Here is a 24,665-nt window from a genome sequence, read left to right as displayed (position 1 = left end):
TTGCAAATCGATAAATTGCGAGGGAAACAACTAGATCAATTATTTGATGCTATTCTTTCCTTAAATAATCGTGAAGAATGCTATCAGTTTTTTGATGATATTGCCACCATGAGCGAAATTCATTCGATAGCACAACGGCTTCAGGTCGCGAAAATGCTTTCTGAAGGACTCACATATAACCTGATTGAAAAAGAAACAAACGCTTCAACTGCAACGATCTCAAGAGTGAGACGCTGCATTAATTATGGCAGCGATGGATATAAATTAGTGCTCGATCGACTTGACGACAACCAAGCATAAAAATGAATGCCACAGCTGAAAATTCAGCTGTGGTGCTCATGATATAATACGCTAAAAGCATATCCGTAAGTTCTCCTTTAAACCGCCATACCGCAAACCACACATTTTTTCCTCAAAAAGTTAGCCTTTATCCTAAATTCATTCACGGTTTTTTGCTATAATAAAACAATGGAATATTATGATGGAGGATTTTTATCTTGCAAAACTATTTTAAAAAATTTAACCATATATTTAAGCTTGACCCGGCAAAGGAAATTTCGGAGGAGGATCTTGATAAGATCTGTGAATCCGGGACTGACGCAGTAATTGTTGGTGGTACAGATGATGTGACATTGGATGGTGTGTTAGACTTATTATCGCGCATTCGCCGTCATTCCGTACCATGTATTTTGGAGATTTCCAATCTGGAAGCTATCACACCAGGATTTGATCACTATTTTATTCCAATGGTGATGAACAGTCGCGATAAAAAATGGATGATGGATATCCAGCATCAGGCGATCAAACAATACAAAGATATTATGGACTGGGATGAAATTTTCGTTGAAGGTTATTGTATTTTGAATAAGGATGCAAAGGCATTTACCCAAACGAACAGTCAATTACCTGATGATGCGGATGTGGCAGCCTACGCGTATATGGCTGAGCACGTTTTTCATTTACCGATTTTTTATATGGAATACAGTGGAACGTACGGCGACCCGGCCCTTGTAGAGAAGGTAAGAGAACAGTTAAAGGATACAGTACTGTTCTATGGTGGCGGGATTGAAAACAATTTTCAGGCAGAGGAAATGAAGCAGCGCGCCGACGTTATTGTGGTTGGGAATTGTATTTATACGGACTTAAAAAAAGCATTGAAAACCGTAAAGGCAGCAAATAAATTGAAAGATTAAGGTGGTGTTGTTGTGAGTCAGACTATGGACGACTTGCTAAAAGGACTGAATAAAGAGCAACAAGAGGCTGTAAAACAGACAGATGGAGCATTATTGATAATGGCTGGGGCAGGAAGCGGAAAAACACGTGTATTAACACATCGCATCGCCTATCTGCTTAGTGAAAAAGAAGTATCGCCGAGAAGTATTCTGGCTATCACCTTTACGAATAAAGCTGCACGCGAAATGAAGGCACGCGTGCGTAAACTGGTCGGACCTGAAAGCGAACAAATCTGGGTATCCACCTTTCACTCCATGTGTGTACGTATCCTGCGCCGTGACATTGACCGGATTGGATATAATCGTAATTTTACTATTTTGGACAGTGCAGATCAGCTTTCCGTAATTAAACAAATTTTAAAGAACCTCAATATTGATCCGAAAAAATTCGAGCCAAGAGCAATTCTTGGGGCGATCAGTAATGCTAAGAATGAATTGATTACACCTGAAGAATACAACAAAAATGTCGGGAATTTTTTCGATCGCCAAATCGCTCAAGTTTATATCGAATATCAAAAAACACTTCAGAAAAATCAATCCCTCGATTTTGATGATTTAATCATGCAAACGATCCACTTGTTCAAAAGGGTCCCTGAAGTTCTGGAAAATTATCAGCGCAGATTTCAATACATTCACGTTGATGAGTATCAGGATACAAACCATGCACAATACTTTCTGGTAAAACAGCTTGCATCCCGCTTTCAAAATATTTGTGTCGTCGGTGATTCAGACCAGTCGATTTACGGTTGGCGTGGCGCGGATATCACAAACATCTTAACGTTTGAAAAGGACTATCCGGCAGCCAAATCGGTATTCCTGGAACAGAATTATCGTTCAACAAAAGCGATTCTATCTGCTGCCAATAAAGTAATTGGTAACAACACTGGACGTAAACCGAAGAACCTCTGGACAGAAAATGATGATGGAAAGAATATTAACTATTTCCAAGGTGGTACGGAGCACGAAGAAGCGTTCTTTGTAACAGATAAAATACAGGAATTGACACGCGAACATGGATACTCTCCAAAAGATATTGCGATTCTTTATCGTACAAATGCGCAGTCACGTGCAATTGAGGATACACTTATGAAATCGACAATACCGTATCAGATGGTGGGAGGAACTAAGTTCTATGAGCGAAAAGAAATCAAGGATATGGTTTCTTACCTCCGCTTAATCACGAATCCGCATGATGACTTGAGCTTTGAACGAGTAGTAAATGTTCCAAAACGTGGAATTGGAAAAACTTCTGTAGACCGTATGCGTGCTCACGCAGCTGAACATGGGATTTCTTTCTTTGAAACGGTGAAAGAGATAGATTTTGTTGGAGTTTCAAAAAAAGCTGCTCAGGCTCTCTCGGAATTTGGTCAATTAATCGGTTCACTTTCACAGCAGCAGGAATTTCTGACAGCTACAGATATGGTTGAAGCTGTATTAAAGCGGACAGGCTATGAAGAGTCCTTAAAAAGAGAAAATACAATCGAATCTCAAAGCCGACTTGAAAACCTTGAAGAGTTTATGACGGTTACCCAGGACTTTGAAGAAACAAGCGAGGACGATAAAACACTCGTGACATTTTTGACGGACCTGGCTTTGATTGCTGATATTGACAAGGTAGAAGATGATGAAGAGATAACTGATGAAAAAATTACACTTATGACACTGCACGCAGCTAAAGGACTGGAATTTCCAGTCGTTTTCCTAATTGGTCTTGAAGAAAATGTATTTCCGCATAGTCGTTCTATGTTTGACGAAGATGAAATGGAAGAGGAACGCAGGCTTGCTTATGTCGGAATTACTCGAGCGGAAAAAGAGCTTTACCTAACACATGCGAAAATGCGAACGCTTTTTGGAAGAACGAATATGAATCCAATTAGTCGATTTATTAGTGAGATACCTGAAGAACTGATCGAAGGAATGCAGGAAGCACGTGCATCTATGTTTGGCGGGCGCAAGTCTATGCAGGAAACACCTTCCCCAATTAAACGTAAAGCACAGAAAATGCAAACAACATCTGGCGCTGAAAATGAATCTTGGATGACAGGCGATAAAGCATCCCATAATAAATGGGGCGTTGGTACTGTTGTTAGGGTCCAAGGCACGGGCGAAGCAATGGAGCTTGATATTGCCTTTCCGGCACCAACTGGTATTAAGCGGGTATTAGCAAAATTTGCTCCAATTACGAAACAATAGGAGGTGCCACGCAAAATGAATAAACAGCAGGCACAAGAAAAAATCGCTTCATTAAGCGATTTGCTAAACCAGTATAACTATGAATATCATGTTTTAGACAAACCAAGTGTTCCTGACGCTGAATACGATCAGAAAATGCAGGAGCTTCGAGATCTCGAAGGGGAGTTTCCGGACCTCGTAGCACCGGAGTCGCCAACGCAGCGCGTCGGTGGAGAGCCGTCGGAAGGGTTCAAAAAAATACAGCATACTGTTCCAATGCTCAGTCTTGGAAATGCGTTTAATGCAGACGACCTTCGTGACTTCGAACGACGTGCCGCGAGTGGCACAGATACAAAGCTGAGCTTCGTCTGTGAATTGAAAATTGATGGCTTGGCAGTTTCATTAACTTATGAAAACGGGAAGTTCGTACGAGGTGCAACACGTGGAGATGGTACTACTGGTGAGGATATTACGAGTAATCTAAGAACAATTAAAAGTATTCCAATGACGATAAAAGAAAAAGAATTAATTGAAGTTCGTGGGGAAGCATTTATGCCGCACAGATCTTTTTTGGCATTAAATAAAAAACGCGAAGAAACGGAAGAAGAGCCGTTTGCTAATCCGAGAAATGCTGCTGCCGGCTCACTGCGTCAATTGGACCCGAAAATAGCTGCAAAGCGAAACCTTGATGTCTTTCTATATGGGGTGGGGGAGTGGAGAGCAACTTCCCTTGCTTCACACAGTGAACGGCTGGAATATATGAACAAGCTTGGTTTTAAAACGAACCCTGAATGGAAAAAGTGTGAAACTATCGAAGAAGTTATCGATTATGTAACGTATTGGGAAGAAGCACGCCCGAATCTTAGCTATGAAATAGATGGAATTGTTATTAAAGTAGACAATCTTGATCAGCAAGAAGAGCTTGGTTTCACAGCGAAAAGCCCACGGTGGGCGATTGCTTATAAGTTTCCTGCAGAAGAAGTGGTAACAACCTTGCACGATATCGAATTAAGTGTTGGTCGTACTGGCGTCATCACACCAACAGCAATTCTCGAACCGGTAAAAGTAGCAGGTACTACAGTAAAGCGTGCTTCTCTACATAATGAAGATTTGATCCGGGCAAAAGATATCAAGCTAGGCGATACGGTTGTTATTAAAAAAGCAGGCGATATCATCCCTGAAGTGGTTCGTGTAATAGAAGAAAAACGTACGGGTAAGGAAAAAGATTTTAAAATGCCGGAGAACTGTCCAGCATGCGAAAGTGAGCTTGTCCGGTTGGAAGAAGAAGTAGCATTACGTTGCATTAATCCAAATTGTCCAGCACAATTAAAGGAAGGATTAATTCATTTTGTATCGCGTAACGCAATGAATATTGATGGATTAGGTGAAAAGGTAATTATACAGTTATTCCAGGAAAAACTGATTCATACGATTGCCGATCTGTACCGATTAAAGCGTGAGGACTTACTGAATCTTGAGCGGATGGGTGAAAAGTCAGTAGATAATCTTCTTCAGGCGATTGAAGATTCCAAACATAATTCGCTTGAAAAACTACTGTTTGGATTTGGCATTCGTTTCGTTGGTTCAAAAGCTGCAAAGACATTGGCAATGAATTTTGAATCGATGGAAAAGCTGCAGCAGGCATCCTATGAGGAGCTTATCAGTATTGATGAGATAGGCGAAAAAATGGCTGACTCGATTGCGCATTATTTTTCAGAAGAAGAAGTTATTGATTTGTTAAGGGAATTAAATGAACTTCATGTAAACATGGAATATAAAGGTCCTAAGAAGCAGGAAGTAGCGCAGGATACCGTCTTTTCCGGGAAGACAGTAGTGCTGACCGGCAAGATGCAATCGTTCACCCGCTCAGAAGCCAAAGCTGCTGTCGAACAAATGGGCGGATCAGTTACAGGAAGCGTCAGCAAGAAAACAGATTATCTTATTGCAGGGGAAGATGCTGGGTCCAAGCTTGATAAAGCACAGGAACTTGGAATTGAAATATGGAGCGAACAGCAGCTTAGAGAAGTTTTAGGTAATTAAGGGGTGGAGAATGTTGAAAAAAATAGCTATTTGGTTGGCGGTCGCACTTCTTTTCATGACGGGCTGTTCACCGAATATAAACGATGATGAAGTAGTGAAGAAAGAAGACGAGACAGTTGATCAGGAACCTTCAATTGTTCCGAGCTATCAGCTTTCAGATGAAACATATAAAATGATATTACCATTTAAACCCAGTGCTGCTCGAGGCGTTATCGCCAGTCAATTGGGTAATCGGCTGGATATCGATGAGATGGAGGAAGGGCTAAGGCGTCATTCCAAGAAGTTTTATGACCCAAACTCCTACTATTTCCAGGCTGGACAGCAGTTATCGTCAGACACCGTACTTCATTGGCTCGGACGGGATCTAACCGAAAAGCAATTGGATCAGGAAGTGGAGGAAGAAATAGATGATACCAAGGCGAAAGAGGACGAAGCCGAAATCGCTGAAATCAGAAATGAAATTAAAGCGTATGCGAGCCTTGCTTTAAATCCAGAACTTCCAGGTGCAGCAGGGAAGGATGGTGCACCAAAGAGCTCTTATCGTGAAAATCCAAGATATCTATCGCATATTTTGGAACAAAACTTCCTGAAAAAGAATAAAGATAATAGTGTGGAATTGGTGGGCATGTCTATCGGTCTAGCGATGAAGTCGGTTTATCAATTTCAACCTATTAAATACGGGCCATACTTCTATGAAGATATTTCTAAAGCGACAATGCTGAAACAAGGAAAACAGATGGCACAAACAATTCTTGAGCGCATTAGAAAAATGGACGGACTACAGGATATTCCAATTATGTTCGCGTTATATCGCGAAGAAGAACAGGGGTCGCTAGTACCAGGGAACTTTGTTGCTAAAGTTGGTGTTAAAGGAAGTGACATGTCCATTGGGAAGTGGGATGCACTAAAAGAAGATTATGTTTTATTTCCATCAGACGAAGCAGAAGAGAAATACTATGATGATTCACAAATGGTTTCCAATTTCGCTAACGAGATATCTCAATTTTTCCCGAATTATATCGGTGTAATTGGTAAAGGCTTCTATATAAACGAAGAATTGAAAAAGTTAACATTGACTATTCCAATTGAGTTTTACGGCAAGGGCGAAGTGATCGGGTTTACCCAGTATGCTTACGGACTTATAAAGGAATTGTTACCTGATTACTTTGATGTCGAGATCAAAGTTACTTCAAGTGAAAAATTGGAGAGTTACATTTATCGAAATGCAGGGGACGAGAACCCTACTGTGCATATTCTTGATTAAAATATCTATTGGCTTAGCGCTTTTAATAATGGCGCTAAGCCTTTTTATTAGAAATAACTCAACTTTCGCACGTAGATAATCATGATGAATGCAATAATCTTAGTTACTTTGTCGTAGTTGATGTAGACTGCGACGTAATTTTTAATTTTAGGTTTATTATTTCCTTGCTGCCGTCCAGGATCGCTACGGGCGGATGCGCACCTTAGGGCACGTGCTTCAGTCTCCTTGCCCCGACAAGGGGTATGCCAACGTTGTCCGCAAAGGACGATTTTAGTTGGCCATCCTCTTAAAAATGCTCTTCTGCAGAGCCTTCAGACTCGTGCTGTTCCCGCAGGATAAGGAAGGCTACCCTGAAAAGGCATCGCACGAAGAAAAAGTGTTTTTCTTTTTCGAGGAGTCACCGCCCTCCGCTCACCAGGACTGGTAATGCTGTTTATGTCTTTGTTCTTAATAAAACCAATGCATATTGAAATAGAGGTCCTATCAGGTGTGGAGTTAATAAATCCATGACTGCCAGCAGCGGAAATCTCGTTGCTGTTACGTAGCAGTTTAGAGATTTTGTATCAGTCACAACAACATATTGCGGGGTTATTCAACTATTTATTGGTGCGCATTTGACGAAACTAGAATAATAAATATATTGCAATTATATCTTTTTGAAAATAAAGAAGAGACAATCATTGAACTGTGAATTTAATTCAGTTAAACTGATGGATGGAGATGCTCCATCCAGTAAGAAATGTAAACGGAAACAAGGAGTAATTTATTTAATATTTAAGGAGGTTTTTTCATGGTAGTACCGTACAAACACGAACCTTTTACAGATTTCACAGTAGAAGAAAATCAGAAGGTTATGTTAGAAGCGATCAAAAAGGTAGAAGCAGATCTTGGTGGAGAATATCCGCTAATTATAGGTGGAGAACGTATCACAACAGATGACAAAATTACTTCTGTTAACCCTTCTAAAAAAGATGAAGTAGTTGGCTATGTATCGAAAGCTAATAAAGAATTAGCTGAGAAAGCAATGAGAGTTGCTGACAGCAAATTTGAATCTTGGAGAAAATCTGAACCTAAAATGCGCGCTGACATTCTATTCCGTGCAGCGGCAATTATTCGCCGTCGTAAATTTGAATTTACCGCACATCTTGTGAAAGAAGGCGGAAAACCATGGAAAGAAGCGGATGCAGATACTGCAGAAGCTATTGACTTCCTAGAGTATTATGGACGTCAAATGCTAGAACTTAAAGAAGGCGTGAAAATTAATAGTCGCCCGATTGAATATAACCAATATAATTATATTCCATTAGGTGTTGGTGTTGTAATTTCACCATGGAACTTCCTGTTCGCTATTATGGCAGGAACAACAGCAGCAGCAATGGTTTCAGGAAACACAGTATTATTAAAACCAGCAAGCTCAACTCCTGTAATTGCATATAAATTTATGGAAGTACTAGAAGAAGCTGGATTACCAGACGGAGTAATTAATTTCATCCCTGGCCCTGGAAGCGAAGTTGGAGATTATTTAGTTGATCATCCACGCACACGCTTTATCAGCTTTACTGGTTCAAGAGATGTTGGTACACGCATTTTTGAACGTGCTGCAAAAGTACAAGAAGGTCAAAAATGGCTGAAACGTACAATCATTGAAATGGGCGGTAAAGATACGATTGTCGTTGACGATGATGCAGACTTAGAACTTGCTGCACAGTCAATTGTACAATCAGCATTCGGATTCTCAGGTCAGAAATGTTCAGCATGTTCACGCGCGATCATTCACGAAAAAGTATATGATCAAGTGTCAGAACGTGTAGCTGAACTAACAAAAGAATTAAGTGCCGGAGATCCATCCGACAACTCGCACTTCATGGGACCAGTTATTGATCAAGGCGCATATGACAAGATTATGAGCTATATCGAAATTGGAAAAGATGAAGGAAAATTATTAGTTGGCGGAAACGGAGACGACAGTAAAGGTTGGTTTGTTAATCCGACAGTATTCGCTGACGTTGACCCTGAATCCCGTATAATGCAAGAAGAAATTTTTGGTCCAGTTGTGGGACTATCAAAAGCTAAAGACTTTGATGAATTAATCAAATATGCAAACAACACCGATTACGGCTTAACTGGTGCAGTTATTACAAATAACCGTGAACACCAGGAGCAAGCACGTCAAGACTTCCACGTTGGTAACCTATACTTCAACCGTGGTTGTACTGCAGCAATTGTTGGATACCAGCCGTTTGGCGGATTCAACATGTCAGGAACAGATTCAAAAGCAGGTGGACCGGATTACCTAATTCACCACATGCAAGGTAAAACAACTTCAGAAATGTATTAAGACGAAAGTCCTAATAGGTTAAATAGACCTCTTTTTGCAGATTATGTTGCAAAAAGAGGTTTTTTGACGTAGATTTAGGAAAGTGGGAAAGTTTTTAGGGGGTTAAATAGTGTTTTTACCCCTCAACTTTCCCAATATGAATTATCTGAAATTGTGGTATTATATAAATATACCAATTATACAAGGTAATTCATCCGAATATATCAAGAAGGTGGGTATATAGATGGAGACTGGACCCTTTATTAAATTACAGCGAATCAAGCAAGGGATGACACAAGAAGAGTTAGCAGAGGGAATTGTTTCCATGTCATACTTGTCCAAGATTGAAAACCAAAAGACAGATCCTAGTCAAGAAGTTATTAGTCTTTTGTGTACAAGGCTTGGTGTACAGCGAGATGACGATAAAGAAATTACCATAAAAGAAAAGTGTCAGGAATGGTATGATCTGTTGTTTGTTACTAACGACAGAAAGGTAATAGTTGAAAAGTATCAAGAGTTGGAGAATCTTTTAAACCATATTCACTCAGACAATCTAATACTTTTCGAGATTCATAGAATACGTTATTACTTAGTACTTCAGGAAATTGATAAAGCTTTAGAACAAATAAATAGAATGAATGAAGTTTCCACTAGTTTTGATACTTTACATCAATTTTATTGGTATAAATTTAAAGGTAATTACAACTCTACGATTAGAGAATATAATCAAGCAATGAGAATGTATAAGTTAGCAGAGGAAAAACTTAATCAAATAAAAATAGCTGAAGAGTATGAAGCTGATTTACAGTATACGATTTCAATAACACACAGTAAACTAAGGAACACATTGGAGTCTATAGAATATGCGAATAAAGCAATTGATACTTTTCAAATGCAATACAACTTCATTCGCTGTGCACAATGTCATATTGTTTTAGGAATATCGTATAGACGAATTGGTATGTATGAGAAGGCTATTAAAAATCAAAACTTAGCTAAACATCTTGGGGAAATAAATCAGAATAAGCAAATCGTTCAATTAGCAAATCAAAACTTAGGATATTTGTACACTGCTAAGGGTGAAACTAAGGAGGCTATTTATTATTATAATCAAGTAATCGATGACGATATAGTAAATGCCGGTGAAAAGCTTGCTGCTATTACATCTCTAATCAGGGAATACTACAAGATTTTTAATATAGATAAAACTAAAGAGATGATTAAAGCTGGACAAGAAATTTTAGAACTTAACAAAAAAGATGATTCGTATAAGTTATTTCGTTTAATAATTCTTACCTATCAATACGCGGTCAGTCATGAATTTGAGTTATTCGAAAGTACGATTATCAATGAATTTATTCCTTACTTAAAGAAGAATAAAGATTATGCGAATGTAGTTGTTTACGCAAGCATGCTAGCAGCTCATTATGAGAAATTATCTAAATATAAAGATTCAGTAAAGTATTACAAGGTTGCAAGTTTAGCCTATGAAGAATTAATTAACCTTTAAAGGAGGGATGAATATGAAAAAGTTAATAGCATCGATTGCGCTTGGAACATTATTAGTTGGAGGATTCTTTTTCTCACAAGATAATGCTTCAGTAGATACCGCAATGGAAGTGGAACCAGACATTCTTTCAATATCTAATTCAACTTTCTAACCAAAGGTTGAGTTAGCAAGCAAATTTGTAAAACCCTATTACTATATGATGACTTGCCTGAACGGTGTGGAAGCTGTTCGGGACTTTTTTTGTTGTTTTTGAAAAATCCTTGATTAGTTGCTTATACAACGGCAACTCTGCTATTATCTATAGTATTGTAAGAGTTTTTTTAATGGAGGTGCTTTAATTGGCAGATATTACGAAAGATGATGTAAAGCATGTTGCGCACTTGGCAAGACTTGCTATTACGGAAGAAGAAGCAGAAAAATTCACGAAGCAGTTAAGTAAAATTATTGGTTATGCGGAGAGTCTAAATGAACTGGATACAGATCACATTGAGCCGACCACGCATGTACTGGATTATAAAAATGTATTGCGTAAAGATGAGTCCAGACAATGGATTACGCAGGATGAAGCGCTGAAAAATGCACCAGATAAAAAAGACGGGCATTTTCGTGTGCCATCTGTTATGGAATAGGAGGGAAATGCATGTCACTGTTTGATTACACAATTAAGGAACTAGAACAGAAACTACATAATAAAGAAATTACGGTTACCGATCTAGTGAACGAATCCTATCACCAAATTGAAGCGGTAGATGGGGAAGTACAGGCTTTCCTTACGCTGGATAAAGAGAAAGCGCTTGAGAAAGCAAAACAGCTTGATGCTGCTACTCCAGATCCTGCCGAACTATTATTTGGTATGCCTGTTGGGGTAAAGGATAATATTGTTACGAAAAACCTTCGTACAACGTGTGCCAGTCAATTTTTGGACAACTTTGTTGATCCATTATATGATGCGACAGTGGTTGAAAAGCTAAACGGTGCAAAAGCAGTGAATATTGGTAAGTTAAACATGGATGAGTTTGCGATGGGATCATCCAACGAGAACTCAAGTTATGCAGCGACTCGCAACCCGTGGAATACGGATTATGTGCCAGGCGGATCGAGTGGTGGTTCTGCTGCTGCGGTCGCGGCAGGAGAGGTGTTATTTTCGCTTGGATCTGATACTGGTGGTTCCATTCGTCAACCTGCAGCGTTCTGTGGAGTTGTTGGATTGAAGCCAACGTACGGTCGTGTTTCCCGGTTTGGTCTTGTAGCTTTCGCATCTTCGCTTGACCAGATTGGACCATTAACCCGGACTGTGGAAGACAGTGCACGTGTACTGGAAGTAATTGCTGGTCGGGACAAAATGGACTCTACTAGTGCAGATGTCGATGTTCCGAAGTTTACGGAGGCATTAACAGGCGATGTAAAAGGACTCAAAATTGCAGTACCGAAAGAATACCTTGCAGAAGGTGTTTCAAACGAGGTTAAAGATTCTGTCCTTGAAGCATTAAAGGTGTATGAATCTTTAGGTGCAGAGTGGGAAGAGGTTTCCCTTCCGCATACGAAATATGCAGTTGCAGCATACTATCTGCTTGCATCATCAGAAGCGTCTGCAAACCTTGCACGCTTTGATGGAGTACGTTACGGTGTTCGCTCTGACAAGGCAACAAATATGCTGGATATGTTTAAAATGTCCCGCAGCGAAGGCTTTGGCGATGAAGTGAAACGCCGAATTATGCTTGGAACATATGCATTGTCTTCAGGATATTATGATGCTTACTATAAAAAAGCACAAAAGGTACGTAAGCTGATTAACAATGATTTCGCAAGTGTATTTGAACAATACGATGTTGTTATTGGACCAACTACGCCGACACCTGCATTTAAAGTAGGCGAAAAAACAGATGATCCATTAACGATGTATACAAATGATATTTTAACTATTCCAGTTAATCTGGCAGGTATTCCAGGTATCTCGGTTCCGTGTGGATTTTCTGAAAAAGGATTACCACTTGGTCTGCAGATCATTGGAAAACATTTTGATGAAGAAACTATTTTCCGTGCAGCACATGCATATGAACAGGCAACAGATTTTCATACGAAACGACCTCAACTTGGAGGTGCAAACTAATGAATTTTGAAACAGTAATTGGACTTGAAGTTCACGTTGAATTAAAAACAGAATCAAAAATCTTTAGCCCAAGCCCTAATAAGTTTGGTGCGGAGCCTAATACAAATATCAACCCAATCGATTTAGGATATCCTGGGGTCTTACCAGTATTGAACGAAGAAGCAGTCAATTTTGCTATGAAAGCGGCAATGGCATTAAATTGTGAAATCGCTACAGATACAAAATTTGATCGTAAAAACTATTTTTATCCGGATAATCCGAAAGCCTATCAGATATCTCAATTTGATAAACCAATTGGTGAAAACGGATGGATTGAAATTGAAGTGAATGGCAGGAAAAAGCGGATTGGAATTACACGTCTGCACCTGGAAGAGGATGCTGGAAAGCTGACTCATGGTGATGATGGGTATTCGCTAGTCGACTTTAACCGTCAAGGAACACCGCTTATTGAAATTGTATCAGAACCTGATATGAGCTCTCCGGAAGAAGCATACGCTTATCTGGAAAAGTTAAAGAACATTATTCAATATACAGGCGTGTCTGACTGTAAAATGGAAGAGGGGTCATTACGTTGTGATGCTAACCTTTCTATTCGCCCAATCGGTCAGGAACAATTTGGTGTGAAATCGGAGTTGAAAAACCTGAACTCCTTTAATTTTGTTCAAAAAGGACTGGAGTTTGAAGAAGTGAGACAGGAGAAGGTCTTACTTGCTGGGGGAGAAATCCTGCAGGAAACACGTCGCTATGATGAAAAAACAAAAGAAACCATTCTAATGCGTGTAAAAGAAGGGTCAGACGATTACCGTTACTTCCCTGAACCGGACTTAGTAAACATGTACATTGACGACGAATGGAAGGAACGTATTCGGAAACAGATTCCAGAGCTTCCAGACGCTCGAAAAGAACGATTTATGAACGAGCTTGACTTACCGGAATACGATGCTGCAATTATTACAAACTCAAAGGAAATGGCAGACTTTCTGGAAGCGACAATTGAACATGGTGCTGATACGAAACAAGCGTCAAACTGGTTAATGGGCGCAGTGTTTGAACACATGAATAAGCATCAGAAAGAATTGCGTGATTTAGCATTAACCCCAGAGGGTCTAGGGAAAATGATTCGATTGATTGAGGATGGAACAATTTCATCCAAAATCGCTAAGAAAGTCTTCGCTGATCTTGTTGAAAAAGGTGGAGACCCGGAACAGATTGTTAAGGATAAAGGACTTGTTCAAATCTCTGATGAAGGTCAACTTCGCGGAGTGGTTGCAAAGGTACTTGATAACAATGAGCAGTCCATTGTCGATTACAAGAATGGTAAAGATAAAGCCTTAAAGTTTTTAGTCGGACAGGTTATGAAAGAAACCAAAGGGCAAGCAAACCCGCCAATGGTTAATAAGATTTTGTCAGACGAACTGAATAAACGTTAATTTACATGAACTAGGCTGTTCTGATACGATTCAGAGCAGTCTTTTTAATTGTTACTTAAAAAAATGAAACTTTAACCTTTTCAAACGTGTTGAAAAGGACTATGATAAGATTTGTATGCGTAACATGTCTAAACATGAAAGTGTAATTGTAAAGGAGGGGACGTCTTGAAGCGGGCCCGAATTATTTATAATCCAACATCCGGCCGAGAGGCAATTAAACGAGAATTACCAACGGTCCTAGAGCGGTTGGAAATAGCAGGATATGAAGCTTCTGCACATGCCACAACATGTGAAGGAGATGCGATAGAAGCTGCCAAAATTGCGGTAGAACGTCGGTATGATTTAGTTATAGCTGCAGGTGGAGATGGTACAATAAACGAAGTAATTAATGGTCTGGCTGAACAGGAGTATCGTCCTAAGTTAGGAATTATTCCAGTTGGTACAACCAATGACTTCGCGCGTGCGCTATGTATTCCTCGAGATATAAAAAAAGCATTGGATGTCATTTTGGAAGGACAATCCATGCAGCTCGATATTGGTCGCGTTAATGATCGATACTTCATGAACATAGCCGGTGGTGGTAAACTTACCGAGTTAACCTATGAAGTACCAAGTAAACTAAAAACGATGCTGGGACAACTAGCATATTATATGAAGGGCATTGAAATGCTTCCTTCACTAAAACCAACCAGAGTAAAAATTGAATATGATGGACAAGTATTTGATGACAAAATTATGTTGTTCCTTGTTTCAAATACAAACTCTGTAGGTGGCTTTGAAAAGCTGGCTCCAGATGCAAAGTTTGATGATGGTTATTTTGATTTAATAATTCTGAAGAAAATTAATCTGGCTGATTTCATTCGAATCGCAAGCTTAGCGTTAAGAGGCGCACATTTGGATGATAAAAATGTGATTTACACACAGGCGAAGAATATAAAAGTAACACCAGAAGATAAAATGCAATTAAATATTGACGGAGAATTTGGCGGCTTATTACCAGGCGAATTTACCAACCTGACTAAACACATCGATTTCTTTGTAACAGATAAATTCATGGAAAAACAAGATTGCTAAGTGCAGCAGTCTTTTTTTCATACTGGTAATAAAGAAATTGAATTTTCGGAGACCAGTATAAGTGCAACTAAGGCTTTCGCCATAAAAGCTTGGCGATAAGCCAAGTTTTCTATTGTAAATATGTAACTATGGTAAAATGGAACATACTATGGAAGCACGTAAAGGAAGGTACTTATGCCAAAACAACAAGCACCAGTAGAAAAGAATGAAACCATCCATCTAACATTTGAAGACCTTACACATGAAGGGAGTGGTGTGGGTAAAATTAATGGTTATCCATTGTTTGTCCCGAATGCGCTGCCGGGAGAAGAGGCGACGGTTAAAGTCGTTAAAGCCAATAAAAACTTTGGATTTGGAAAGTTACTTGAATTAAATAAAGTGAGCCCGGAGCGGATTGACCCTGTATGTCATGAGCATTGTAACGGATGCGGACTACAGCACATGAGCTATAGTCTGCAGCTTGAAATGAAAATGAATCAAGTGAAGAACGCCATGAAAAAAGTTGCGCATCTTGAACATGTTCCAGTGCATCCAATCATCGGAATGGATGAGCCAATGCATTATCGAAACAAAGTGCAGCTACCAGTGGGTGAAAAAGAAAATGGTGAACTGATAACAGGTTTTTATCAGAAACGCAGCCACCATATTATTGAAAATACTGAGACGTGTGTAACACACAATGAAGTAATCAATGAGGTTGTTAAAACAGTTAGAACCGCTGCCAGCCGACTTGGAATTAGCGCCTATAATGAGAAGGCACATAAAGGTGTGTTGCGCCACATTATGGTGCGAACCGGTGAAGAAACGAAGGATATCATGGTTGTGATCGTTACACGGACAGATAAGCTGCCGCAAAAGGACGAGCTGGTTAAGGAATTAACTGAAACCTATCCAAACATAAAATCCATTATGCATAACGTCAATAACAAGCGGACCAATGTTATTTTAGGTAACAAGACTAATCTGCTTTGGGGCGATGAATATATTCACGATAAAATTGGTGATATAACATTCGCTATCTCAGCGAAGTCATTTTATCAAGTAAATCCTGTGCAGACTAAAGTGCTTTATGAAAAGGCATTGGAATATGCGAAAATCGGAAGTGATGATGTTGTTATCGACGCGTATTGCGGTATCGGGACCATCTCCTTATTTTTAGCGCAACAAGCTAAGAAGGTGTATGGCGTAGAGATTGTTCCTGAAGCAATAAGCGACGCAAAGAAAAATGCAAAACTAAACGGGATTACAAACGCAGAGTTTGTTGTAGGTGAAGCGGAGAAGGTTATGCCATGGTGGACTGCACAAGGACTGAAGCCAGATGTAATTGTGGTAGACCCACCACGCAAAGGCTGCGACGAAGAGCTTCTTAAAGCAATGATTGAAATGCAGCCGAAGCGGATTGTCTATGTATCATGTAACCCATCCACACTAGCAAGGGATCTTAGAATCCTGGAAGACGGCGGATACGGAACGAAAGAAGTCCAGCCGGTGGATATGTTTCCACAGACAAGCCACGTGGAGTGCTGTGCGTTGATAGAAAAGGTAAAAGATTAAGCAGTTGGGTCCGAGAATCGATAATAGATTCTCGGAGTTCCATCTGCTTTAATTTCAATTTTTTGAATGAACTTATGCAAAATTTCAGGGCTGAGTTTTTTAAATGCTGCCAGTTCAACTAATTCTTTTTTTAATTTGTGAATCTCTTTTTGACTGTACTTTGATTTCATCTTAGTATATAGATTTTCTTTTTGAAGAATTAAGCTTTTTATCTCTTCGTTATTTGTGTCTATAACTTGGTGATATTCTTCCTTAGTTATAATACCATCACTCATATGGTTTATTAATTTTGTTTTTCTAGCCTTAATTTTTTCAATTTTAGTATCCAGTGTATTTATTTGCTGTTCATGTCGATGTCTTATATCTTCGGCTCTTTTTTTGATAGTTGAATCATATTCCGAAATGTTTAATGTATGTGATAGATTATACAAATCATTAAGTAGCGATTGATAAAGTTCGTTTTCCTTAACATGATGATCAGTACAAGCTTTTATCCCGTGTTTGTTGTAAGAACCACATATATAGCCTTTACGGTTTTTTTTGAAATGCATCCCTTTACCGCAATCTGCACAGAATGCTGTATTGGTAAATAAATGTACTTCCGCTTGTGGTCTAATCCTTTTGCGAGATTCCATGAGTGCTCCTACAGCTTTGAAATCATCTGCAGAAATAATGGGTTCATGAGAGCTCTCAGCAATTATTTGTTTATCAAAAGTAATAGAAATTCTGGCCTTACTAGTTACGTTTCTGGTAGTTTCTCTACCTTGTACTAAGACGCCGGTATAATGAGGGTTTGACAAAATACAACGAATTGAAGAGCCTTGCCATTTATCTCCAGCATTTTTCTTGCCGGCTATTTGTGCTGGTGTTGGATATCCTTCTTCGTAAAGTTCCCTTGCAATCCTATCAAATCCTTTACCAGATAAGTATGCCGAGTATATTCTTTTTACAATAAGCGGTGTTTCATCGGTATTCTTAATTAATTTTTGATTTTTAATATGATATCCATAAGGAGCAATTGAACCTAAGAAGACTCCTTTAGTTGCACGGCTTCTAAAAGATGCTTTTACTCTTTCACTTGTACGTTGAGATTCTTGTTCATATATCCATGCATATAAACCGAACATACTATTGTCACCTGATAGAGTATTAATAGCACCATCTAGCGTTATAATGTCAATGTTATTCTTGAATGCCATATCTCTTATTTGATAAGACAGTCCACCATTACGTGCCAACCTCGATAATTCTTTGGCTATGATTATATCAAATTTTCTATTGCTGGCATCATCAATAAGTTCTTGTAATTTCTCACGTTTATCTGTTGTACCACTTTCTACATCAACATAGAAATCGTGGACATCCCACCCCTTTTCACTAATAAAATTAAGGAAAAGATCCTGTTGATTCTTTAATGATGCCTTTTGTTCTTCTTTATCTGTAGACACTCTAATATAAGCTGCACATCTCATTTATTTCAGTCCTTCCTTGGTTCATGAGATGTAGCAGTGTTCACCTTACTAGAATAATAATCCGAAATAAGGGCTGAGTCAATTTGATTATCTATTATAGATTGTAAAAGTTGCTGGATCGAGATTTTATCAGTACTGAAGATTCTTTCTAACTTCATTAGGAGTTCCTCCTATCCTCTATATCATTTTTAAATCTTAAGCTGGGCTAGGTTAAAAAAATATTAGGCTATTTAGATAATTTATTTCATATCTTCCTTTCTTTCTCATAAAAAAACCCCTGAATGAACATACGAATCTCTTCGTATATTTATTCAGGGGCTTTCCCTTTAGGTATTTATTTTTAAAAGACGAGAATATTTATAATATAATCATAAGCTAAAAAAAAGAATAAAGTCAATATTTTTTTGTAAATAATTTATGGATTGTTAATTGATCTAGCGATAATAGGGATTAAGGTGAGACAAGTGCTATAAGGTAGCACATAACACTTGTCGTCTAACTATATAGTTATGTATTAACTCCAGCTATAATAAAGATTATACCCATTCCTTACCTCAAACTTCAATATCTAAAATAACTATAAATTGAATAGTATTTTCATAGGAATTCTTCTTTTTAGGTGAACAAACTAAAATATGTTGACAGCTATAAATTATCATTGTAATATGTTTAACAACAACAAAACAATTTTAGCTTTGAAGAAATTAAAATATGTTGACAGGTTTGAATTATCATTGTAATGTGTTTATCAACAACACAAAATTACATCCTTTTTTTTTCTGAAGAAAGCAAACTAAATATTAAACGGGACCCCCCGAATGGATTTAGAGTAAATCAACTCTATCTGTTTCGGGGGTCTTTTTTTTGGGGGGAAATTATGAAAGAAAAGTCATATTACTTAGGAGAAAACGGTAAAGGGGTTAAGCTGAAAGAATTTGAATTAGAAATGTTAAAGTTTTTATTTCAACAAAAACTTTTAACATCAAAACAATTGTATACGTATTTTAACTACTTTTCAGATTTATCCTATAACACATTTAGAAATAAAATATGGAGATGGAGCAAATACAAAGTTATTAAAATGAAAAATATTACTCTTAAAAAAAGATGGGGAAATGAAGCCAATATAATTACAATTGGTACTAATGGTATAAAGATCCTTATTAGTGAGGGGTATTTACCGGAAAGTTTTAGTACAACAAGTGTTAAAAGTAACTTCTCAATATATAATTATGACCATTATTTTGGTACTCAACAAACGGTATTAAATACAATACTTCGATTAAAGACATATGGAGTAGATATTGATTCAATTAGACCATCAGATTTCCCGCTGGAGATGCATGAAAATAGTCAATATATTGTACCAGATTGGATTTTAAGAAGTGAAAACAAATTGCTCCTTATTGAAACTGACATGGGTAATGAACCTTTAGGTACATTAGTGGATAAAGTAAAAAGGTATGTTGAGATTAAGAAAAATTATCCTGACTACGAGTTTATTGTCCTATTCGTACTCATAGATGATTCATTAAATACGCAAAAAATTTATAAAAACAATGGTGAAAAGAGATTGGCAAATATGAAAAAAGTATTTTTAAACTTAAATTTAATACATGACTTAAATTTTTCACTAAATGTATCTCATTTGAAGCAATCTGCGAAGATCGCTGAAAACTTATTACTTGATTCAAAAGTAAGCTCTAGACAATTAATGATTGCTCAAAAGTCACTTGAAGAACTAAATCAGCAATTTGATTATACGTTTACAGAGCTAAATGACGAACAAGTTTATTTACACGATACACCTGAATTTTTATATGCTGATAGAGCATTCAGGTTATCAAATTTAGCACAAACATATTCTACGAATGTTTTATTTGTTGTTGTAACAGAAGGAAATATTCAACAGTTGGATCGATTATATTACCTCAATTTAGCAATTCAAAAAGGTTTGTTCAGAGAGAAAGTTGATAAAATAATTGCAATTTATCAAAAGAAAGATGACTGGATGAATGATAACTTTGGCCAGGGGATGCAGCATGTATTAGTGGCCGATACGGAGACGTGGTTACAGAACTTAAAAAGTGAACCTGATTTCTACAAAGTCATAGGTCCAAATAAATTAAAACATACAGTTTTTGAAGATTAATATAACAAAAGGAGCGGTAGAAATGCAAAAAGTATTTTTAGCATCACTAGAAGCAAGAGAATTAAATAAGATAAAACAGGTATTAAATGAATTTGAAGTAAATATTAAAAGTATGGTTAATGCCAACCTGCTTAATTCTGTTATAAATGAACCTCAATCAATTATAATTTCTGATCTAAAGCATTCAGAAATTATCGAGACGATAAATATACAAGAAAATAGTCAATATATGTTCTATGTAGACCGTGATGTTTTAAAGGAAACAAAAATAAGGGATAACATTTATGCTTTTGCTAACTACGAACAGTTAAAGATTTGGTTGAACATATTCTTAAATGCAGGTGAACCGGCCCTAAGTGGAATACAAGAATATAAAAAAGGTAACGGTATAGATTCAAATGTTACAAAGAATGTGAAAGATTCCCCAAGGAAAAACGATAACAATGAGAGAGTGGAAAAGAAAAGTAAGTGTAAATTTATAGCTGCTGATTATGAATGGCAAAAAAAAGAAGATCCTAGTGAAAAATACAATGAAAGATTGGCTTTAATTAGAAGAAGGGTTTTAAGCCAAGGAGGTTGGGATCACAACCGAACTATTGCAGTATGGTCTCCATTTGACCGAATTGGAGTAACTACGTTTGTCATGAATTTTGCTATCTATTTAGGGAAAATGAAAGTTTCCACTGCAGTACTTGAAGGTGTTTCAACAACAATTAGGATGAAGACTATTTTAAAACATTGGAAAGCAGTTCCTACTAATTGGAACTCTTTCATAAACACGGTATATGACGAATCCATTTCTCCGGAACAAGCAAAACTGAATTATAAAGGGGTACAATGGCTTCCTTACGACTATCCAGATATAAAAAAGTATCACTTTGATTATGAAGTTCCTGAATATATAATTACTAACTTAGTAAATGCTGCAAAGTATTATGATTATCTATTCATAGATTTGGCTAACGGAAGAATTAATAGTCCCAATATAGTAAAGCTGAATAACGCGGATGACTTGTGGGTTATTGTAGATGGCGATGAGTTTGGATTGAAAAGATGGAGAAAGTATATATCCGACTTATCTAAGAAATATAATCTCAATGTAAAAATAATCTTTGTAAAAGATTATCCTTTTATAAACCATAAAAATATTGTTGAATTATTAGGTTTTGATGAAATTGCTAGAATTCCAGATTTAACAGAACCATTATACAAGAATATGCTCAAAGACAAACCATTTATTGAAACGCAAGAAGGAATGCAACATCTAAATAAATCATTTAATGAAATAAGTGAGTATATCCTTGGTCGCAAGGTTAAGAACAATAAAAACTTACTTCTTTCTAATTTATATAATTGGTTTGAATAAATTTAATAATCATAAGGGGGGGTTAGCTTGCACGCATTAAATGAAAAGATTGAGCTTCGTCATGACACAATTATTGATATAGCGGAAGGACATTACATAAATGATGTAAACAAAAAAAATGAAGCATTTGTAAGTAATAAAAAAATGAAATATAGTGATTTGGTAAATAAGTTGAAACAACCCAAAATCGGCTTAAAAGGCAGCAATTTATCATTTATCGGTGGAAAAATGGAGCCAATATGTACAGATGAAGATAACCATATTTTAAGAGTGAAAGAAAATTTGATTCATCGTTCTTTGATAACAATCGATATTGATGATGTACCTTTTGGTGTGGATGTATGGGGCAGAATCAAGCAGTACACTAATTTCGGTATAGTAATGTATTCAACACATCGGAGTACGTCCTCTAAACCGCGTTATCGCTTAGTTGTGCCATTGAAAACGATAGTTAAGCCAATTGAATTTGAAGCTATAACGAGATTTATTGTTGAGTTAATAGATCTAGAAATAGATGAAAGAAGTTATAGTATTACCCAGGTAATGCACTATCCAACATGCGAGAAACTAGCAAACTATGAGTTTTATTATAGAGATGAACCGTTATTCAATCCGAGAAATATACCAGGGGATAAGATAAAAGAATACAAGGAAATGTCAAAATACAAGAAAACGAGTGGCGAGTTTAAAAAAAGAGATCCACGAACAAAAGAAAACTGGATTGGCGCCTGGTGTAACGTGTACTCCATTACGGACGTACTGGATACGTTTTTGTCACATGTTTATGAACGTGTTAAAGGTGACAGATATACCTATTTGGATGGTAGTACAGAAGGCGGTTTAGTTATATATGATGATAATTGTCATGCATATAGTAATCACAGCACAGACCCTATAAGCAGTTTAGTTGTAAATAGCTTTGATTTATACAGACTACACAGATTTGGTCATTTAGATAGAGACGAGAAAAAAATGAATGACAAGCCCTCATACAGATCCATGATTGAGCATTGCAAACAGGATGTAGAAGTTATGGCCTATTATGAAGAAAAAATCCAGTATAAAATGCTAGAAGGCTTACAGAAGGATTTAGAATCAAGTGTGCCCAAACCGTTTCTTGTAGGAACTGGTGACACACTGCTTGAGAGAAAAGAAGATAAAAAAGGGAATGTAACAACCAAACTTGTATCACGTAAAGTACCATATGTTACAAAAGAATTTCGAAATTTGGAACGTCCACAGGTTCTGTTTGAAGTTATCTGGAAGGAACGAAACAGAATGGTTAAAGAAGTCGTTCCTGCTTCAACATTGGCAGTTAAGAAAGAATTGTTAGAACTAAGCAATAAGGGTTTTTCAGTTAATGATAACAATACCAAGGATCTTATCAATTACTTTGACCAATACCTACTACTAAATAATATTGAACATCACTATGCAGTGGAGAGATTAGGGCAGATAAACGATAAATTTATTCATCCAGTGATAACAGGGGATGTCGAGATTATAACGTTGGATCAAGGAGAGAAACAATTACTTGATTCATTTGAAGTAAAAGGCACATCTAACGGATGGATACACGAAGTTTTTGATAGAATTAGTGACCAACCAAAGGCTTTGTTTATGGTGTTGGCTAGTTTTGCCAGCGTGATTATAAAAGATTTAAAAGTACCCCCTTTTATTGTTGATTTAAGCGGTACAACTTCCCAAGGGAAAACTACTACATTAAAAGTGGCTGCGAGTGTTTGGGGTAATGAAAGTCTAATGAGTGAGTGGAATGCAACGCCTATATCTATTGAACGCAAAGCAGCCTATTTAAACAGTTACCCGTTGATTTTAGACGACACTAGAAAATCAAAAGATAGCATACTTCAAAGTATCATTTATCAATTTTCAGGAGGTAGAAGTAAAGGACGAGCTAGTTTGAAAGGTAGTCAAAAAGAATACACCTGGAGCAATATCCTATTAAGCACTGGGGAAGTCTCATTAAACGAATACACAAGTAATGCTAGTGGTGCTGCCGCTCGAGTTATTCCCTTAGTAGATGAACCCTTACGGAAAGACTATGAAAACATCATGCGGTTACACGCAGGATTGGAAAACAATTATGGATCAATTGGCATCGATTTTTTGAAAATGTGGGTTAAATACAAAAAAGAAGCTATTTCTGAATATCAAAGGATTAGGAACCAATATAGTAGTAAAGCTAGGAATAATGAAGTGTTAAACAGATTGGCAGGATATTATGCATCTGTACACTTGGCAGGAAGTATGTTAGAAAAATATCTTTTTGTGGATATTAAGCTAGATGATTTATATACATTATTTGAAGATATAGCACAAGAAAATAAAGCAATAGATAAACCTCTGCAGTTTTTGAAAAACATATTAATAGATTTGGATAGTAAGAGGGAAAACATTTATTATCATCTCAACCCGCAGCAAAGAGGAATTAAAGCAATATACAAAAAAAAGCAAAAGCAACTATATTTAATGCCAGCTTACACATTAGAATTTTTAGGGGTAGAGGAGAAGCAAACTAGGCGGGAATGGACAAAAAGAGGGATGACAATTTCGAGAGATAATAACGGTAGAAAGGTAGACTATAAGCTTGTTAGTCATAGAGGTAAAAAGTTTAATGTTATTCCTTTAAATATGGAATGCGTGTTAGAACTTGGGTTTGACTTTGAAGAGAGAGACAGCGGTTTTTTAGACGAATAACGAAATGGATAAGGGCATAAAAGGCGTTATTAAAGCTCATCTATATTAGATGGGTTTTTTATTTTGCAATTTAATCGTTATATCCAGGGATGCTGTGATTATAAAAGGTCAAAATAATTACGTTGTAAGTATTCACGTAGGTGTTATCCATAAAAAGAAGATGTGTAAATCATTTTAGCAACTTATGGTAGAATTAGGAATATCAAGGGTTGGAGAATCTATTGAATTACTCAGTATATAAGATATGTGTAATT

At 37.2% G+C, this 24,665-nt stretch carries 18 protein-coding genes; 16 read left to right on the top strand and 2 right to left on the bottom strand.

The features are described from left to right. The 13 genes from VBD025_RS00960 to rlmD all read left to right on the top strand — a co-directional run bounded on the left by VBD025_RS00960 (position 1) and on the right by rlmD (position 16,703). Positions 1 to 300, top strand: a complete 300-nt coding sequence (locus VBD025_RS00960; RefSeq protein WP_430788432.1) for a YerC/YecD family TrpR-related protein — start codon at positions 1 to 3, stop codon at positions 298 to 300. A gap of 197 nt (positions 301 to 497) precedes the next feature. Next, the gene (locus VBD025_RS00955; protein ID WP_430788430.1) at positions 498 to 1,193 is read left to right on the top strand and encodes a heptaprenylglyceryl phosphate synthase; all 696 of its coding nucleotides are present in this window, start codon (positions 498 to 500) and stop codon (positions 1,191 to 1,193) included. A 24-nt stretch (positions 1,194 to 1,217) separates the two neighbouring features. Next, entirely contained in the window at positions 1,218 to 3,425 is a 2,208-nt protein-coding gene (gene pcrA / locus VBD025_RS00950) for a DNA helicase PcrA (protein WP_430791216.1), read from the top strand. A 15-nt stretch (positions 3,426 to 3,440) separates the two neighbouring features. Beyond that, complete coding sequence (ligA, locus tag VBD025_RS00945; RefSeq protein WP_430788428.1) at positions 3,441 to 5,444, top strand: NAD-dependent DNA ligase LigA; 2,004 nt, start codon at positions 3,441 to 3,443, stop codon at positions 5,442 to 5,444. A 10-nt stretch (positions 5,445 to 5,454) separates the two neighbouring features. After that, the gene (locus VBD025_RS00940) at positions 5,455 to 6,708 is read left to right on the top strand and encodes a CamS family sex pheromone protein (protein WP_430788426.1); all 1,254 of its coding nucleotides are present in this window, start codon (positions 5,455 to 5,457) and stop codon (positions 6,706 to 6,708) included. A 790-nt stretch (positions 6,709 to 7,498) separates the two neighbouring features. Further along, a complete protein-coding gene (gene pruA, locus VBD025_RS00935; RefSeq protein WP_430788424.1) occupies positions 7,499 to 9,046 on the top strand; it encodes an L-glutamate gamma-semialdehyde dehydrogenase in 1,548 nt (515 codons plus the stop codon). A gap of 223 nt (positions 9,047 to 9,269) precedes the next feature. Next, positions 9,270 to 10,535 carry a helix-turn-helix domain-containing protein gene (locus tag VBD025_RS00930; protein ID WP_430788422.1) on the top strand — a complete coding sequence of 422 codons (1,266 nt, stop codon included), beginning with the start codon at positions 9,270 to 9,272 and terminating at the stop codon, positions 10,533 to 10,535. A gap of 13 nt (positions 10,536 to 10,548) precedes the next feature. Continuing rightward, a complete protein-coding gene (locus VBD025_RS00925; protein WP_430788420.1) occupies positions 10,549 to 10,686 on the top strand; it encodes a hypothetical protein in 138 nt (45 codons plus the stop codon). Positions 10,687 to 10,873: 187 nt separating this feature from the next. Next, positions 10,874 to 11,164 (top strand): Asp-tRNA(Asn)/Glu-tRNA(Gln) amidotransferase subunit GatC, encoded by a 291-nt coding sequence (gene gatC / locus VBD025_RS00920; protein ID WP_430788418.1) that lies wholly within the window; start codon positions 10,874 to 10,876, stop codon positions 11,162 to 11,164. A gap of 11 nt (positions 11,165 to 11,175) precedes the next feature. After that, positions 11,176 to 12,645, top strand: coding sequence for an Asp-tRNA(Asn)/Glu-tRNA(Gln) amidotransferase subunit GatA (gene gatA / locus VBD025_RS00915; RefSeq protein ID WP_430788416.1), 1,470 nt, complete (start codon positions 11,176 to 11,178; stop codon positions 12,643 to 12,645). Continuing rightward, positions 12,645 to 14,075 (top strand): Asp-tRNA(Asn)/Glu-tRNA(Gln) amidotransferase subunit GatB, encoded by a 1,431-nt coding sequence (gatB, locus tag VBD025_RS00910; protein ID WP_430788414.1) that lies wholly within the window; start codon positions 12,645 to 12,647, stop codon positions 14,073 to 14,075. The genes gatA and gatB overlap by 1 nt, the downstream gene beginning before the upstream one ends. 165 nt (positions 14,076 to 14,240) lie before the next feature. Next, positions 14,241 to 15,149: a diacylglycerol kinase gene (locus VBD025_RS00905; protein WP_430788412.1), complete on the top strand. Its 909-nt coding sequence runs from the start codon at positions 14,241 to 14,243 to the stop codon at positions 15,147 to 15,149. A 174-nt stretch (positions 15,150 to 15,323) separates the two neighbouring features. Beyond that, positions 15,324 to 16,703 (top strand): 23S rRNA (uracil(1939)-C(5))-methyltransferase RlmD, encoded by a 1,380-nt coding sequence (gene rlmD, locus VBD025_RS00900; RefSeq protein WP_430788410.1) that lies wholly within the window; start codon positions 15,324 to 15,326, stop codon positions 16,701 to 16,703. Here the strand turns inward: rlmD and VBD025_RS00895 are convergent. Next, positions 16,700 to 18,175, bottom strand: a complete 1,476-nt coding sequence (locus VBD025_RS00895) for a recombinase family protein (RefSeq protein WP_430788408.1) — start codon at positions 18,173 to 18,175, stop codon at positions 16,700 to 16,702. The genes rlmD and VBD025_RS00895 overlap by 4 nt on opposite strands. Before the next feature lie 5 nt (positions 18,176 to 18,180). Then, the gene (locus VBD025_RS00890) at positions 18,181 to 18,333 is read right to left on the bottom strand and encodes a hypothetical protein (protein ID WP_430788406.1); all 153 of its coding nucleotides are present in this window, start codon (positions 18,331 to 18,333) and stop codon (positions 18,181 to 18,183) included. Between the two features lie 719 nt (positions 18,334 to 19,052). Between VBD025_RS00890 and VBD025_RS00885 the strand changes: the two genes are divergently transcribed. Genes VBD025_RS00885 through VBD025_RS00875 form a run of 3 tightly spaced genes read left to right on the top strand, consistent with a single transcriptional unit; the run spans position 19,053 to position 24,411 of the window. Beyond that, positions 19,053 to 20,327 (top strand): replication-relaxation family protein, encoded by a 1,275-nt coding sequence (locus VBD025_RS00885; protein ID WP_430788404.1) that lies wholly within the window; start codon positions 19,053 to 19,055, stop codon positions 20,325 to 20,327. Between the two features lie 22 nt (positions 20,328 to 20,349). Beyond that, positions 20,350 to 21,693, top strand: coding sequence for a hypothetical protein (locus VBD025_RS00880; protein WP_430788402.1), 1,344 nt, complete (start codon positions 20,350 to 20,352; stop codon positions 21,691 to 21,693). A gap of 27 nt (positions 21,694 to 21,720) precedes the next feature. Continuing rightward, on the top strand, positions 21,721 to 24,411 hold the full coding sequence (locus tag VBD025_RS00875; RefSeq protein ID WP_430788400.1) for a DUF927 domain-containing protein: 2,691 nt from the start codon (positions 21,721 to 21,723) through the stop codon (positions 24,409 to 24,411). Positions 24,412 to 24,665: the final 254 nt, after the last annotated feature.

The organism is Virgibacillus flavescens (genome assembly GCF_050574275.1).
GTDB classification, from domain to species: domain Bacteria; phylum Bacillota; class Bacilli; order Bacillales; family Amphibacillaceae; genus Virgibacillus_F; species Virgibacillus_F flavescens.
The sequence above is the reverse complement of the archived record's forward strand: the minus strand, read 5'-3'. Positions and strand labels throughout refer to the sequence as shown.